This window comes from Streptomyces sp. NPDC044064 (assembly GCF_056434245.1).
On sequence record NZ_JBWKFN010000017.1, the window covers coordinates 132,864 to 148,302 of the forward strand.

Annotated in this window: 10 protein-coding genes; 4 read left to right on the forward strand and 6 right to left on the reverse strand. The window is 70.5% G+C overall.

All coding sequences use genetic code 11. The features are described from left to right. Positions 1 to 47 precede the first annotated feature (47 nt). The 3 genes from AC07DS_RS26870 to AC07DS_RS26880 all read right to left on the reverse strand — a co-directional run bounded on the left by AC07DS_RS26870 (position 48) and on the right by AC07DS_RS26880 (position 5,764). Positions 48 to 1,628, reverse strand: coding sequence for a hypothetical protein (locus AC07DS_RS26870; protein WP_479149231.1), 1,581 nt, complete (start codon positions 1,626 to 1,628; stop codon positions 48 to 50). A 171-nt stretch (positions 1,629 to 1,799) separates the two neighbouring features. Further along, on the reverse strand, positions 1,800 to 4,601 hold the full coding sequence (locus AC07DS_RS26875; RefSeq protein WP_479149233.1) for a SpoIIE family protein phosphatase: 2,802 nt from the start codon (positions 4,599 to 4,601) through the stop codon (positions 1,800 to 1,802). A gap of 32 nt (positions 4,602 to 4,633) precedes the next feature. Further along, positions 4,634 to 5,764 (reverse strand): PP2C family protein-serine/threonine phosphatase, encoded by a 1,131-nt coding sequence (locus AC07DS_RS26880; RefSeq protein ID WP_479149235.1) that lies wholly within the window; start codon positions 5,762 to 5,764, stop codon positions 4,634 to 4,636. Between the two features lie 205 nt (positions 5,765 to 5,969). Between AC07DS_RS26880 and AC07DS_RS26885 the strand changes: the two genes are divergently transcribed. Beyond that, positions 5,970 to 7,043 (forward strand): fatty acid desaturase family protein, encoded by a 1,074-nt coding sequence (locus AC07DS_RS26885; protein WP_479149236.1) that lies wholly within the window; start codon positions 5,970 to 5,972, stop codon positions 7,041 to 7,043. 86 nt (positions 7,044 to 7,129) lie between these two features. On the opposite strand, the gene AC07DS_RS26890 is transcribed toward AC07DS_RS26885, so the two are convergent. The 3 genes from AC07DS_RS26890 to AC07DS_RS26900 all read right to left on the reverse strand — a co-directional run bounded on the left by AC07DS_RS26890 (position 7,130) and on the right by AC07DS_RS26900 (position 12,050). Continuing rightward, positions 7,130 to 8,167, reverse strand: coding sequence for a chitinase (locus AC07DS_RS26890; RefSeq protein WP_479149238.1), 1,038 nt, complete (start codon positions 8,165 to 8,167; stop codon positions 7,130 to 7,132). A gap of 269 nt (positions 8,168 to 8,436) precedes the next feature. Beyond that, the gene (locus AC07DS_RS26895) at positions 8,437 to 9,525 is read right to left on the reverse strand and encodes a sugar ABC transporter substrate-binding protein (protein WP_479149240.1); all 1,089 of its coding nucleotides are present in this window, start codon (positions 9,523 to 9,525) and stop codon (positions 8,437 to 8,439) included. After that, on the reverse strand, positions 9,522 to 12,050 hold the full coding sequence (locus AC07DS_RS26900; RefSeq protein ID WP_479149242.1) for a SpoIIE family protein phosphatase: 2,529 nt from the start codon (positions 12,048 to 12,050) through the stop codon (positions 9,522 to 9,524). The genes AC07DS_RS26895 and AC07DS_RS26900 overlap by 4 nt, the downstream gene beginning before the upstream one ends. Before the next feature lie 189 nt (positions 12,051 to 12,239). Here AC07DS_RS26900 and AC07DS_RS26905 point away from each other — a divergent pair, with 189 nt between their 5' ends. From AC07DS_RS26905 to AC07DS_RS26915, 3 genes are read left to right on the forward strand one after another with little or no spacing between them, the layout of a single operon-like run. After that, positions 12,240 to 13,328, forward strand: a complete 1,089-nt coding sequence (locus AC07DS_RS26905) for a substrate-binding domain-containing protein (protein ID WP_479149244.1) — start codon at positions 12,240 to 12,242, stop codon at positions 13,326 to 13,328. 40 nt (positions 13,329 to 13,368) lie between these two features. After that, positions 13,369 to 14,151, forward strand: a complete 783-nt coding sequence (locus AC07DS_RS26910; protein WP_479149245.1) for an ATP-binding cassette domain-containing protein — start codon at positions 13,369 to 13,371, stop codon at positions 14,149 to 14,151. A 5-nt stretch (positions 14,152 to 14,156) separates the two neighbouring features. Then, positions 14,157 to 15,428 carry a sugar ABC transporter permease gene (locus AC07DS_RS26915; protein WP_479149247.1) on the forward strand — a complete coding sequence of 424 codons (1,272 nt, stop codon included), beginning with the start codon at positions 14,157 to 14,159 and terminating at the stop codon, positions 15,426 to 15,428. Positions 15,429 to 15,439: the final 11 nt, after the last annotated feature.

Below are 15,439 nucleotides of genomic sequence, written 5' to 3' on the forward strand. Positions count from 1 at the left end.
CCCGGCTTCCTGGAGCCGAGTCTCCGTCAAGACATTTCAGCTGTACCTCAGTTGGTGTCGTGGACGGCGGTGAGGCCGTTGAACACTCCGACGTAGGCGGTGCCGTCGGGGCCGAGGGTGATCGGGGCCCAGTTGTTGTCGTAGTCGATGCCGGTACCCACCAGCTGCTTGAAGCGGGTCTCGCCGGTGCGGAAGTCGACGGCGGTCAGGTACCAGGCGTCGACGCCCAGCGGGTTCGGGTCCTTGGTGTACAGATACAGCAGGCCGTTGGCGCTGGACAGCTTGGGCACCGTGGAGGGTGAGCGTTCGGCGCTCTCCCACACGGTGTCGCAGCCGCTGCCGTCCTTGCGGACGTCGATGCGGGTGACTCCGCCGACGACGCTGCGTCCGAAGGTGAGCGAGCTGATGTTCTCGTAGCCGTAGTTGTTCTCGACCACGAGGCTGTCGCCCCAGCTGATCAGCGAGTTGTCCGTGGTGGAGGCACCGGACCCGAAGACGGGGATCTCGCAGACCAGGCGGCGGCCGACGGGGACGTCGGCGCCCCGCCGGTAGACGAGGACGTGCATGCGGTCGTCGGCGTTGTCGGTGATGGCGACGTACTTTCCGTCCTCGCCGAAGATGTCCGGTGTGGTACCGGAGCCCTGGTTGACGGAGCCGGGTTTGGTCCCGGTTCCGCGGTCGTAGGTCTGCCGCCAGACCACCTCGGGTGTGCCGTCGGCCGAGGCGCGGAAGTCGTACAGAGCGTGGTCGGAGACGATGGCGACGCCGTCCTCGGCGGCCGAGAAGGAGTTCTGGATCTCCTCGCCGGCGAGCTGGACGGACCGGATGGTGCCGGTGGCGGGGTCGACGGTGCCGACACGGCCCTGCCGGGTGACCCACCAGATGCGGCCGGTCCAGTCCGGCACGACGGACGTGACCGGGTCGCATTCGCCGCTGGGGTGCAGATTGGCCCAGGTGACGCAGTCGTGGGGTACGTGACCGCCGAGGTCCCAGTCGTCGGTGACGCTGAAGCTCCAGGTTCCGTCCGGGGCCTGTCGGTACGTCAGGCGCAGGAGGTGCTGGCGGGAGTCCGCGAGCACCAGCCGGTCCTGGTCGTCGAGGTAGGAGTAGGCGCCGCCGGACGTGTCCTTGAAGATCCGGGAGAAGTCGAGACGGGTGATCGCCTCGACGGTGGACGGCCGTTGCGGCAGCTTGTACTCGGCCAGCGTCGCGAGAGTGCGCGGGTCGAGCAGCTTGACCAGAAAGCCCGTGAAGGTCCCGCAGACGGTGACGATGCGGCTCTCCCGGTCGAACGTGACGTTGGCGCACTCGCCACCGAGCAGCGCCATCCGTTCGCTGCTGACCTGGGGTTGCCTGCCGAGCGGACCGTTCCACGGGTAGGTGGCGCTGCCCCAGGCATCGGCGTGCATGCCGCTGCGGCCGTTGGCCGCGAGAAACGGGTGCTGTGGAGGCTGCTTGCCGGGAAGGGGCCGGGCGGCGGCGGGGGCGCCTTCGTAGGCATCGACCAGCCGGTGGCCGGGGGCCCTGGGTATCGGCTCGGCCTGCGCGGGCCGGGGACCGGTGACGGCCGCGGCCGCCGCCAGGGTGAGGGCGACGGCCAGGGCACGGCTGAGTCTCCTGCGGGACATGCGGCTCCTCGGGTGCGTACGACAGTGGTCGCGCCGACGGCGACCATAGGAGCGCCGTGCCGAGGAGTCCACAGAAAGATGAGGATTGTTCATGATCCTGCAATGACCTGGGCGGGGGTGTGTTGTCGGCCGTACGGAACGCGGGACGGGGGCAGGCGGCGAAGGTCGCGATCACCACGCCACGGCGTCGAACAGGGCCGCCGGGTCCGGTTCCCGGCTGTGGTTCAGGGTCTGCTCGGCCCAGATGACCTTGCCCTGCGCCGCGTAGCGGGTGCCCCAGCGGTCCGCGAACTGGGAGACCAGGAACAGGCCGCGGCCGCCTTCGTCGGTGGTGGCCGCACGCCGCAGCCGGGGTGAGGTGTTGCTGCCGTCCGACACCTCGCAGACCAGGGTGCTGCCCAGCAGGATCCTGACCCGCACGGGCGGAGCGCCGTACCGGATCGCGTTGGTGAGGAGCTCGCTGAGGATCAGTTCCGTGCCGAACGCCGACTCCTGCAGTCCCCAGTCGTCCAGGCGGCGGCTGACGTCCGTACGCACCCGGGACACGGCCTGCGTGTCGGAGGGCACGTCCCAGGTCGCGACCTGGGACGGGTCGAGCAGCCGGGTCCGGGCGACGAGCAGCGCCACGTCATCACCCGGTTTCTCGGGCAGCAGTGCCTCCATGAGGGCGCGGCAGGTCTCCTCAGGTGTCCGGTCCGCGTGGGCGATGGTCGAGCGGAGCAGGCCCAGGCCCTCGTCGACGTCCCGGGACCGGTTCTCGATCAGGCCGTCCGTGAACAGGACCAGCCGGCTGCCCTCCGACAGGGCCAGCTCGCCTGCCTCGAAGGGGTGTCCACCCACCCCCAGGGGCGGCGACAGGGGGAGGGCGGGCATGGTGACCGTGCCGTGTTCGTCGACCACGGCCGGTGCGAGGTGGCCGGCCCGGGCGACGGTGCAGCGCCCGCCGACCGGGTCGTAGATGGCGTAGAGGCAGGTGGCGCCGGTGAGCGGTGCACGGTCGTCGTCGGCGTTCGCCGTCTGGGTGTCCAGCCGGGTCACCATCTCGTCGAGACGGCTCAGCAGTTCGTCCGGGGCCAGATCCAGGGAGGAGAAGTTCAGCACGGCGGTCCGCAGGCGTGCCATGGTCACGGCGGCGTGCAGCCCGTGCCCGACGACGTCGCCGACGGTCAGCGCCACCCGGAAGCCGGGCAGGGGGATGACGTCGAACCAGTCGCCGCCCACACCGGACTGCGCCGGCAGGTAGCGGGAGGCGATCTCCAGTGCGTCCTGGTGCGGCAGGTCCAGGGGCAGCAGGCTGCGCTGGAGTGTCACGGCCATGGCGTGCTCGCGGGCGTACCGGCGCGCGTTGTCGATCGCGACGGCCGCCCGGGCGACCAGTTCCTCGGCCACGGCGACGTCCTCCTCCTCGAACCGGGCGGAGCCGGCGCCGCGCCAGAAGTTGGCCATGCCGAGGACGGTCCCCCGGGCCCGCAGAGGGACCGTGACCAGTGAGTGGATGCCGTACTCGAGGGCCCGTCGTGCTCCTTCCGGATCCTGGGCCCGCCAGTCCTGGGCGGTGTGCAGGTCGCGCACCAGGACGGCCTTGCCGCGCTGCAGCGCGGCCACCATCGGTGTGTCCGCCACCACGAACCGGATCAGGTCTCCCACCGGCTGCAACGGATGTCCGGCCCGTGATTCGCTGAGCGCGGTGCGCCGCATGCGCAGTACGGCACCGGTGGGTTCCTCGCCGCGCAGCACGGACTCGAGGAGCTCCACGGTGACGACGTCGGCCATGCGCGGGACCGCCACCTCCGAGAGCTCCTCGGCCGTGCGCCGTACGTCGAGTGTGGTGCCGATCCGCGTGCCGGCCTCGTACAGGAACGACAGCCGGCCCCGCGCCACCTCGGCCTGCCCGGACAGGGCTCTCAGCTCCGTGGTGTCCCGGAAGGTGGCCACCAGGCCCTGCGCGCCGTCGTACGGTGCGATGTGCCGCGTGTTCACCGCCAGCAGCCGGTCCCCGGCCGGCATCACCTCGTCGGAGACGGCCTCGCCCGACGCCAGCAGGCGCCTCAGGCCGGACCCCAGCCCCAGGTCCGTCACGTGCCGCTGGTCGGCGTCCTCGGGCAGGTCCAGCAGCCGGTGCGCCTCGTCGTTGGCGAGCAGCAGTCGCCCGTCACCGCCGACGATGACGACTCCCTCGCGCACGGCGTGCAGCACGGCGTCGTGGTGCTCGTACATCTGGGTCATCTCGGCGGGGCCGAGTCCGTGGGTCTGCCGCAGCAGCCGCCTGCTGACGAGAGCCGCACCGCCGGTCGCGAGAACGAGTGCCCCCGCCGCCGCGCCGAGCAGCAGTGGAAGCTGCTGGCTCAGCACGTGGCCCAGGGTCTCGTACTGGATGCCGGCGCTGACCATGCCGATCACGCGTCTGCTCGCATCCGTCACGGGGACGACCGCGCGCACGGCGTCGGTCGGCCGGCCGTGGAAGGTCTCCGTGAACGTCTCCCCCGCGGCGGCTCGGCCGACGCCCTGTGCCTTCGTGCCGATCAGGGCGGGGTCGGGGTCGGTGAGCCGGACCCCGCGTTCATCCAGGACGGTGACGAAGTCGACGCCGGATCCCAGCATCGCCCGCTCCGCCGGAGCCTGCAGCCGTGCCGACGGATCCGGTGACTGCAGCGCGAGTACCGTGCCGGGTGCGTGCGCGAACGCCTCCGCCGCGGCCAGTGAACGGTCCTTGGCGTTGCGCTCGGCGTCGTACCGCCCCTGCACCACCAGTGCGGCCGCGGCCACCGCGACCAGCAGCAGCATGATGAGGGCCTGCAGCAGGAAGACCTGCGCGGCGAGCGTGCGCACACTCAGGGACGGCCAAAGGCGTCGTCCGTGCGACGGCCAGGGGCCGGTGCGGCCACGACGGGTACGGCGGGGCGGATCGGACGACCGCCCCGGGCCGTGCGGCGGCGCCGTTCTCCCCCGTGGCCGGCGGGAGCGTCCGCTCATGCCCCTTTTCTAACACCGCGGCAGCGTCCGTTCTACGCGGGCCGCTCCTCGCCCGGTGGGGTCCGGCAGCGTACGGCGAGGGCCGCGATGTCGTCGTCGAGCCGTCCGCCGCTGTAGTGGAGCAGATCCCGGTGAAGCCGGTCCAGCAGCTCACGGGGCGGCGCCGGGCCGAGCTTCCGCATCCAGTCCGGCAGGGGGAAGAACGTGCCGTCGCGGTCCCTGGTCTCCGTTACGCCGTCCGTGTAGAGAAGCAGCTGGTCGCCGTCGGAGAAGTTGACGGTGTCAACGATGTAGTGGTCGCCGATGTAGTGCTCGTCGAGGAGCGTCGCGAGGTTGAGGGGCGGCGAGGGCATGCTCGACTCGAGGACGTGGACCTCCCCGCGCTGCACGAGCAGGGGTGGCGGGTGCCCGCAGTTGAGAATTCTGACCTGCCCGCCGCCGTACGGGATCTCGGCGATCAGCGCGGTGGCGAAGTGCTCGGGCTGGTCCGGGGCGGGGGAGGCGAGGCTGTGCCGGGCGATGCTGGCTTCCAGGCGGCGGATGATGCTCCTCAGGTCGGGCTGGTCGTACGCGTTCTCCCTGAAGCAGTTGATCACCGCCGAGGCCGCTCCCACCGCCTGCAGTCCCTTGCCGCGCACGTCACCGATGAGGAGCCGGACCCCGTACGGGGTGTCGGCCGCCTCGTAGAAGTCGCCGCCGATCCGGGCCTGCTCCTGGGCCGCCAGGTACAGCGACTCGATCTCGACGTCCTGGATACGGCGCGGCAGCGGGCGGAGCAGCACTTTCTGGGCCGCGTCCGCGACGAGCCGGACCTGGAAGAGCATCTCCTCGCGTTCGAGTCGCAGATGGCTGGCGTAGGCGGCCGCCAAGGTGACCGCGACGATCGCGGCACCCGTGTACGGCGTCCCCAGGTCGGAGTAGACGAGGCTGAGCCCGATCATGATCAGCAGGCAGAACGCCCCCAGCAGGATCGTCGGCACGACGGTCCACAACGCGGCCGCGAGGGCGGGTGCTGCGGGCAGGAGGCGGCTGAAGGCGATCTCCCTCGGTGTGGCGAAGGCCAGGCCGGCGATGAGGAGCGTCAGGATCACCGGTGACAGCATCACGGGGTCCCGTCGGCCGCCCAGTGGAGGGCGACGCTGGAGCCGTCCCGACCTGATCACAAAATGCATCTTAACGGGATGAAGCAGACAGCACGCCATGTAGAGGTGCACACGCGCGGTCGGTGATCAGCCGCTCGCCGCTGCAGGAGCCGGGGTGGCGGCGCGTACGGGGGAAAACCCCCGGAGGCCGGGTGGGGCAGCCCTCGTATCCACCGGGTGGCTGGCAGGCTTCTTCGGGCCGTGGGCCGTCCCCAGAATTTTCGGCATGACGATTTCCCCTGATGCCTCCGTGGCGACCCGGGCCGCCGACGCGTGTGCCGGCACGCCCGACCCCGGCGCCGGCAGCGACTTCGCGAGACTGTCCCAGCGCATAGGCGAAGCCGGTCTGCTGAAGCGGCGCCCCGGTTACTACACGGTACGGCTCGGTCTCGTGGTCGGGCTGTTCGTCGCGGGCTGGGGAGCCTTCTTCGCGCTCGGCGACACCTGGTGGCAACTGGCCGTGGCCGCGTTCCTGGCCGTGATGTTCGGGCAGGTCGCCCTGGTGGCGCACGACCTGGCACACCGGCAGGTCTTCCGGCGGCGCCGGCACAGCGAGATCTGGGGACGGCTGTTCGGCAACCTCGGCATAGGCATGAGTTACGGCTGGTGGATGAACAAGCACACCCGCCACCACGCCAATCCCAATCATGAGGAGCTGGACCCCGATGTCGCCCCGGACATCCTGGTGTGGTCCACCGAGCAGGCCCGCGCGAGCAGCGGCGTGGCCCGTCTCCTCGGTGGTCACCAGGCGCTGCTGTTCTTCCCGCTGCTGACTCTGGAGGGCTTCAATCTGCACGTCGCGAGCCTGCGGGCGCTGCGCTCGCCGTCCATGAGGAACCGGCGGCTCGAGGCGGCTCTGCTCCTGCTGCACATCGCGGGTCTGCTCACCGCCCTGTTCCTGGTGCTCTCACCGGGGAAGGCGGTGGCGTTCCTCGCCGTGAACCAGTGTCTGTTCGGCGTCTACCTGGGCTGTACCTTCGCCCCCAATCACAAGGGCATGCCCACGATCACCGGTCCGCAGCGGCTCGACTTCCTGCGCCGCCAGGTGCTGACGTCCCGCAACGTGCGCGGCGGCCGGTTCACGGACGTGATGCTGGGTGGGCTCAACTACCAGATCGAGCACCATCTGTTCCCGAGCATGCCCACGGTCCACCTGCGGCGGGCTCAGGTGATCGTGCGGGAGTACTGCGCCGAGATCGGGGTGCCGTACCACGAGACGGGGCTGATCCGGTCCTACCGCGAGGCCCTGGCACACATGCACCGGGTGGGAGAGCCGATCCGACAGCAGCGCAGGGCGTGATCGCGCCGGTCCGGTGCCCCCAGGTCATGTACCCGGAGGCACCGAGCCGGTCGGGGCGGCTCGGCCGACGCCCTGCGGACCGGTCGTCAGTGGACGTGGTGGCCCCGGGTGAACGGTTCGAAGGTGTGGCTGAACTGCCAGGTGTCCTGGGCGATTCCGGAGCAGGAGTTGGCGCCGGCGGTGCCCACGCAGCCGCCGTTGTCGCGTTGCAGGGCCCAGAAGGAGAGGGTGTCGATCCCCTTGGCCTCGGCCCACCTCTCGACCGTGGCCGCGTTCTGCGTGGTGAAGGTCTCCTCGGCGCCGTAGTCGTCGACCCCGGGCATCTCGGTGACGCCGACCATGCCCCACAGCTTGGCCGGGCTCTTCTTCGGGTGGAGGGCGGCCAGTTGGCCGTACAGGCCGGCGGCGGCGGTCTCGGTGTCGGCCGCCATGTCATGGGTGGCGCCGTCGTAGTAGTCGAACGTCATGATGTTCACGACGTCCACCCGGGCGTGGTTGTCGACGGCGTTCTGCAGCAGGGCCACGCCGCTGGGCGCGAGGCCGGTGGTCGTCGTCGGCAGGGTGTAGGAGAACTGCAGGCTGTGGCCGGTGCGTTCGGCCCAGCGTTCGGCTCTGGCGACGGCCTTGTTGCGGCGGTCGACACCGGCGGTGTCGGTGATGGAGTCGGCCTCCACATCGAGGTCGATGCGGGTGATGCCGTAGGTCCTGACGAGGCTCTCGTACACCGCGGCGATCGCGTCGACGCTCGTGCAGCTGTCGGCGAGTTCGGTGCCGGTGGTGTCGGCACCGTAGCCGCCGAAGGAGGGGATGACATTGCCGCCGCGGGCCTGGATCGCGGCGATGTCGGCGCCGAAGACCGACGGGGAGATCGGCTGGGTCGTGTCGCCGTTCCAGTACGTCGCGCAGGAGCCCGCGGCGGGCGTCTGGAGGAAGGCCATCGTGAGGTACTTGTTGCCCGACTCCGTGGCGAGCGCCGACGGACTCTCGCCGGTCCACGTCTCCAGGTACGGGGCCGCCACGTGTGCGGGCATGGGCCGGGCGTGGTGCGGGGACAGCTGCGACGAGGCGTGTGCGCCGCCTCCCCCGAGGACAACCAGCATGGCCGACAGGGAAGTTGCGGTCATGCCGGACAGCAGCGCATGAACAGGACCGGTTCGTCGCATTGACGCTCCCATGGCGAAGTGAGCAGGCGGGGACAGCGGGAAGACCGCGAGGACGGATGTGCGTGAGGTCGAACCGGGTCCATAGTTGGACTAGACCAATTGACTGTCAAGGTTCTTTACAATCAACTGACCAAGTCTGCGCGGGTGAACATCACATGTGCGCCGGGCAGTTCGCCGCTGCGCGCGGCGCCGCGAACACCGTCGGATGCGGGACGAGGCCGAGGGAGCGGTCAGCCCTCTGTTCCCAGGCCGGCCTTGTCGCATGCGCGGCGGAGCGCCGGGGTGCAGAGCTGCTCGATGGTGTAGAGGCGGTCCTTGATGAGGGTGCGCCGGATGTCGGCGACGGTCACTGCCTTGGGAGTGAGCAGGACGGTCGGGATGTTCTTGGTGGTGGGGCTGTCGACCGTCGTCGTGGCGATGTCGCGCACACTCTTGCCGCGCCCGAGGGCCACGGCCATGGCGGCGGCCTCCCCGGCTTCCGACGGGAAGGGCTTGTAGACCGTCATGAGCTGTTCGCCCTTGATGATGCGCTGTACGGCTTCGAGGTCGGCGTCCTGGCCGGTGACGGGAGGGAGTTTGCGCACCTGAGCGCTCTTGAGGGCGGAGATGACACCGGCCGCCAGCGAGTCGTTGGCCGCGAGGACGCCGTCGATCCGCCCCGGGCCCAGGGCGGCGATGGCGGCGGACATGTTGTTGTGGGCGGTGTCCGTGCTCCAGCCCGGTGTGTCGTACGACCGGCGGATGTTCACCTTGCCGGTAAGGACGGACAGCGCCCCCGCCCTGAACCATGCCGCGTTCGGGTTGGTCGGATCACCGTTCATCATGACGACGTTGCCGCCGTTCGCCTTGTCGCCCATGGCCTTGAGGAGTGCCTCGGCCTGCAGCTTGCCGACCTTCGCGCCGTCGAAAGTGACGTAGCCCGAGATCGGCCCCTCGGCCAGCCGGTCGTAGGCGACGACCGGGACGCCCGACGCGTGCGCCTGCTGGATCGAGGAGCGGAGCGCCTTGGTGTCCGTGGCATCGATGATCAGGACCCTGACCCCCTTCAGGACCATGGAGTTCATCTGTTGTTGCTGTCTCGTCACGTCGTTGTCCGCGTTGGCGTACTCCAGGTCGCACCGGGGACACAGACTCTTCAGCCGCTTCTCGATCAGCGGCTTGTCGAAGGTCTCCCAGCGAGGCAGTGTGCGGCTCGGGAGCAGCACGCCGACGGTGAAACCGTCCGCGCCCGTCTTGTCCTTGCCCGTGCAGGCGGCCACGGGCAGCGCCAGGAGCGGTGCGACGAGCACCGCGACGACGTGCCGGATTCGGGCTCTCACGGCAGATCCTCCTGGTCCGTCCAGAGCCCGGGGCGCGGGCGATCCGGATCGGGCGGCGGTACGACGATCTCGCTCCACACCTGCTTGCCGCTGGCGACCGGCATCGAGCCGAACGACTCCGACATCGCCTCCACCAGCATCAGACCGCGGCCGCCGGTCGACTCCCAGTCCACGATCACCGGCTTGGCGGGCGAGCGTGGGGAGGAGTCGCTCACACAGACCCGCACCCGGTCCCCGCGGAGCGTCAGGTCGACGTGGACCGTCCCCTGGGTGTGCACCAGGGCGTTGGTGACGAGTTCGGAGACGACCAGCAGCACCGAGTCGGCGACCTGCTCGATGTGCCAGCGGCGCAGCGTGCGCGAGGTGAAACGGCGGGCGTGCATGACGGCGTCCGGCAGCCGCCACACCGCCCAACCGGCCCGTATCGGCCGGGTCTTCATGCCGTCGTAGCGCAGCAGCAACAGCGCCACGTCGTCCTCACGGCGGCCGACGTCACCGAGCAGCTCGTCGGCCACCCGGCCCGGGTCCGAGGGGTCGGCGGCGGCGAGCGCGGCGCGGGTGCGCAGCATGCCCTCGTCCAGGGGCAGGTCGGCGGCCTCGACCAGACCGTCGGTGACCAGGGCGAGCAGCGTGCCGGGGGCCAGTGCGACCGACGTCATGGGGAACTCCGCCTCCGCGGAGATGCCCAGCGGGAGCGAGCCCTCGACCTGCACCTCCTCGGTGCTGCCGTCGGGATGCCGTACCAGCGGTGCGAGATGTCCGGCGCGGACGAACAGGGTGTTGCCCTGCTCCATGTCCAGTTCGGCGTAGCAGCAGGTGGCGAACAGGTCGGTCTCCATGCCGACGAGCAGCCGGTTGGCGTGGGAGACGACCACGTCGGGCGGGTGGCCCTCCACCGCGTACGCCCTGACCGCGGTGCGCATCTGCCCCATGATCGTCGCCGCGCCTGCGCTGTGCCCCTGCACGTCTCCGATGACCAGTGCCACCCGGTCCTCGGAGAGGGCGATGACGTCGTACCAGTCGCCGCCCACCTGCAGCCCGCGCCGGGCCGGCAGATAACGGGCGACGGCCGTCCCGCCGGACAGTTCGGGCAGGCGCCGGGGCAGCAGGCTGCGCTGCAGCATCGTGGCGAGTTCCTGCTCGGCGTCGTGTGCGTGGGCACGCTTGAGGGCCTGCCCGACCAGCGCCGCGGTGGCGGTCAGCAGGGAGCGTTCCTCGGGGGCGAACTCGTGCGGCCGGTCCCAGCCGATCAGGCACAGGCCCGCCGGCCGGCCCTTGGCGGGCAGCGGCAGGACGGCGAGACCTCCGGGACCGATGCCGTTGAGTCCGGGTTCGAGGGCTGTGCCGGCGGGCCACAGGTCCATGCGCCCGTCCCGCAGCGCCAGCCGCAGGGTGGGCAGCGCGCTGACGGGTGCGTCGGGCCACTGCGAGCGCCACTCGGTGCGCCACGCCTCGGGCCAGGCGCCGGGCTCCGGCGGGTCGAGCACGGTGACCATGAGCCGGTCGTCCTGCAGCTCGGCGAGCGCGACGCGGTCGGCGCCGAGCGGCTCCCGTAGGGCGGTGACCACCACCTGGCTGACGTCGGCGACCGTGGTGGCGTCGTCGAGTGCGGCGGTCAGCCACTGGATCCTGGAGACGTCGTCGGTGCTCCGGGGCAGGACCGAGGTCGCCGTCACCACACCCAGCACCTGGTCGGGCCGGTCGTCGCCGCCGGGGAGCACCCGGCAGCTCAGGCTCAGCCAGCGCATCTCACCGGTGGGGCGGCGGACCCGGAACTCCAGCACCCGGCCACCGAGCGCATGGGCGGACGGCTCCAGGACCGACATCAGTGCGTGCATGTCCTCCGGGAGGGTGTGTGCGAGCAGGGTGTCCGCCTTGCCGTCGAACTCGTCCGGCGTGATGCCGACCAGATCGAGGAGGGCCTCGTCCGCATCGATCAGGCCGGTGTCCGGCACCAGGGCGAAGGAGCCCACACGCAGCTGCCGCAGCGCGGGACCCAGCGGAGCGGGCGTGGTGCCCCCGACCGACGTCTTGAGCCGGCCTGCGACCGCGTCGGCGTACCCCTCCAGGAAGCGCTGCTGCTCGGGCTCGAAGCCGTCCGGGCACATGCCCACGGCGACGAGGCAGCCCAGCCGCCGGCCCTCCGCGCGCAGCGGCAGTGCGCCCAGCGACGTCTCGGCGCGCGGCGCGGTCGGGCCGCCGTCGGAGAAGGAGGCGAGTGCCGTGGGATTCAGCCACAGGGGACGGCCGGTGCGCAGGGCCTGGGCCGCGGGTGAGCCACCGGAGAGGACCAGGCGCTCGGGCAGCCCGTACTCGGAAGCGGGCCGGCCGGCGGTCTCCACCAGCAGAAGCTCTTCCGACCCGGCACCGAGCACGTAGACCGCTGCAAGCGCCGCTCCGGCGTACGTCAGTACGCGCACACTCGCGGTGGCCTCGGGCACCGGCGGCGGGCCGGTACCGGCGGGGTCGGCGTCGGTTGCCCGCAGCTGTGCGACACCGGCCCGGGCACTGCCGTCATGAGGCATGTCCGCACCCACCTCCCGTCCAGGCCGAGGTGCCGACAGGGTGTGATGAGGGCCTTAGACAAGAATCGCATATGCGGACGAACCGGACAGGTCGACGGCGTGCCGGCCGGGTTCGCAGATCACTGCGGCCGGTGTCACACTGACGACGTGGTCGTCCTCGCGGCCAGCCCGTTCAGAGAGGTCTCTCCGATGAAGACCTTCATGGGGAACGCGGCCATGGCGATGGCCGTCGTCTCGGCGATGTTTGCCGTAGCGGCCTGCGGAACGGACGCCGGGAAAGCCTCGGCCAGCGGAAACTCGCCGAAGATCGGTGTCCTGCTGCCGGACGCCACCACCGCGCGCTGGGAGACCCAGGACCGGCCCCTGCTCGAGAAGACGATCAAGGACCTGTGCCACGACTGCGTGATCGAGCACGCCAACGCCAAGAACGACGTGGCCATCCAGCAGGAGCAGATGGACTCGATGATCACCGAGGGGGTCGACGCCATCCTGCTCGTGCCCGTGGACGCCAGGTCGATGCGCCCCTCGGTCCAGAAGGCGCATGAGGCGGGCATCCCGGTCATCGCCTACGACCGGCTCGCCGAAGGCCCGATCTCGGGGTACGTCTCCTTCGACGGAAAGGAGGTCGGCAGGCTCCAGGGCCGATCGCTGTTGCAGGCCATGGGCGACAAGGCGCACGGCGGCCAGATCGTCATGATGAACGGCGATCTCGCCGACCCCAACGCCGTGGCGTTCAAGGAGGGCGCTCTGTCGGTGCTCAGAGGGAAGGTGAAGATCGGCAAGTCGTACGACACGCTCCAGTGGCGGCCCGAGGTGGCCAACATGAACATGAGCGGCGCCATCGCCGCACTCGGCGCCGACGACATCCAGGGGGTCTACGCCGCCAACGACGGCCTCGCCGGCGGGAGCATCTCCGCGCTCAAGGCGAACAAGGTCCACCCGCTGCCCCCCGTCACCGGCCAGGACGCCGAACTTGCCGCCGTGCGCCGTATCGTCAAGGGTGATCAGTACGAGACGGTCTACAAGCCGTTCACACCCGAGGCCTCCTCCGCCGCCGCCATGGCCGTGGCCGCGGCCCGCGGTGACAGCCTCGACCGGATCGCCACGAGCAAGGTGAGGACCCGCAGCGGGACGGAGGTGCCGGCCGTCATGCTCACCCCCGTGTCCGTGATCGCCTCCAACATCAAGAACACCCTGGTGAAGGACGGCGTGTACTCGGTCCGGCAGATCTGCACCCCCCGGCTCGCGGCCGCCTGCAAGAAGGCCGGGCTCACCTGACAGCGCGGTTCCCCGACCGTAGCCGTGCCCCGGGAAGGAGATGGTTCTCGTGCCGGCTCCCCCCTTGCTGGCGCTCCACGGCGTGTGCAAGCGCTTCGGTGTCGTGGATGTCCTGACCGACATCGAGCTGGAGATCCACGCCGGCCAGGTCCTCGCTCTCATGGGCGACAACGGGGCCGGCAAGTCCACCCTGGTCAAAGTGATGTCCGGCGTCGCCCCCGCGGACAGGGGCACCATCGAGTGGGAGGGCCGCCCTGTCAACATCAGACGTCCCCATGACGCCCGAGCCCTGGGTATCGCCACCGTCTACCAGGACCTGGCGCTGTGCGGGAACCTCGACGTCGTCGGCAATCTCTTCCTCGGCCGGGAGATCCGCAGGTTCGGATTCCTCGACGAGGTGGAGATGGAACGCCGCAGCAGACGCCTGCTGGAACGGCTGACCCGGGGCATCCCCGATCTGCGCGGCCCCGTCGTCTCCCTGTCCAGCGGCCAGCGGCAGACCGTCGCCATCGCGCGCTCCCTCCTCGGTGAACCGCGGGTCCTGCTGCTGGACGAACCGACCGCCGCGCTGGGGATCGAGCAGACCGCCGAGGTCCTGGACCTCGTGGACCGGCTGCGCGACCGCGGTCTGGGCGTGCTGCTCATCAGCCACAACCTGGGAGACGTCAAAGCCCTCGCGGACCGGGCCGCCGTGCTGCGGCTGGGGCGCAACAACGGGTTCTACGACGTGAACACCGCGTCTCAGGAACAGATCATCTCCTCCATCACCGGTGCCACGGAGAACGTGCCCCGCCGGATGGCTCACCAGGAGTCGGGGTGGTGAAAGGGATGCACGACATGGCGGACCACACGCGAACCGAATCCTCCGCACCCACCGCCGAGGCCACCCGGCCGCACCCCATGCGGGCGGTCACCCGGGCCATGGAGCGCGGTGCCGCCGTCGTCCGCCACAAGCTGCGTGCCGGCGAACTGGGTTCGCTCCCCGTCATCCTGGTCCTGGTCCTGGTCTGGATCATCTTCCAGTCCCTCAACCAGAACTTCCTCTCCCCCCGGAACCTGTCCAATCTCAGCGTGGACATCGTGGGTACGGGTCTGATCGCGGTCGGCATCGTCTTCGTGCTGCTCCTCGGTGAACTCGACCTGTCGGTGGGCTCGATCAGCGGCCTCGCGGCGGCGGTGTTCGCCGTCCTGAACGTGAACCGGGGCATGCCGGAATGGCTGGCGCTCATCCTCGCGCTGCTCTCCGGGACCGTGGCGGGGACCATCCAGGGCTTCTCCTTCGCCAAGGTCCGGGTCCCGGCGTTCGTCGTCACCCTCGCCGGGCTGCTGACCTGGAACGGCGTCATGCTCGCCGTCCTCGGGACGAGCGGCACCGTCAACCTCGACGAGAACGGGCTCGTCGCCAAGCTGACCAGCTACTACTTCACCAACGACGCCGCCGCCTACGGCCTGGCGGCCCTCGGCACGGCCATGGTCTTCCTCGGGTTCCACCTGGACCGACGGCGCCGCAGGGCCGTCGGCATGCCGTACCGCTCGGTCCGGAGCGTCGCGGCACGTACGGCGGTACTGGCGGTGATCACCTTCGCCGCCGCGTATGTGCTCAATCAGTTCCAGGGTCTGCCGCTCGCCCTGCTGATCTTCCTCGTGGTGGTGGCCGGCCTCGACATCCTGCTCCGGCGCACGCACTACGGACGGCAGGTCTACGCCCTGGGTGGCGGGGTCGAAGCGGCCCGGCGGGCCAGTCTCAGCGTGCTGCGGGTACAGACCGCGGTGCTCGCGATATCGGGCACCATGGCCGCGCTGGGCGGCCTGTTCCTGGCCTCGCGCATCACCTCGGTGAGCCAGGGTTCAGGCTCGGGGGTGCTGCTGCTCAACGCCATCGCGGCCGCCGTGATCGGCGGCACCAGCCTGTTCGGGGGGCGCGGCACGACGTGGTCCGCGGTGCTCGGCATCCTGGTCATCCAGTCGATCGCGTCGGGCATGGCGCTCACGGACACGCCCACCGCCGCGCAGCTCGTGATCACGGGCGGGGTGCTGTTCGCCGCGGTGGTCATCGACTCGCTCTCGCGCCGCTCGCAGGAGGCACACGGCCGGGCATGAAGCGAGCTGCG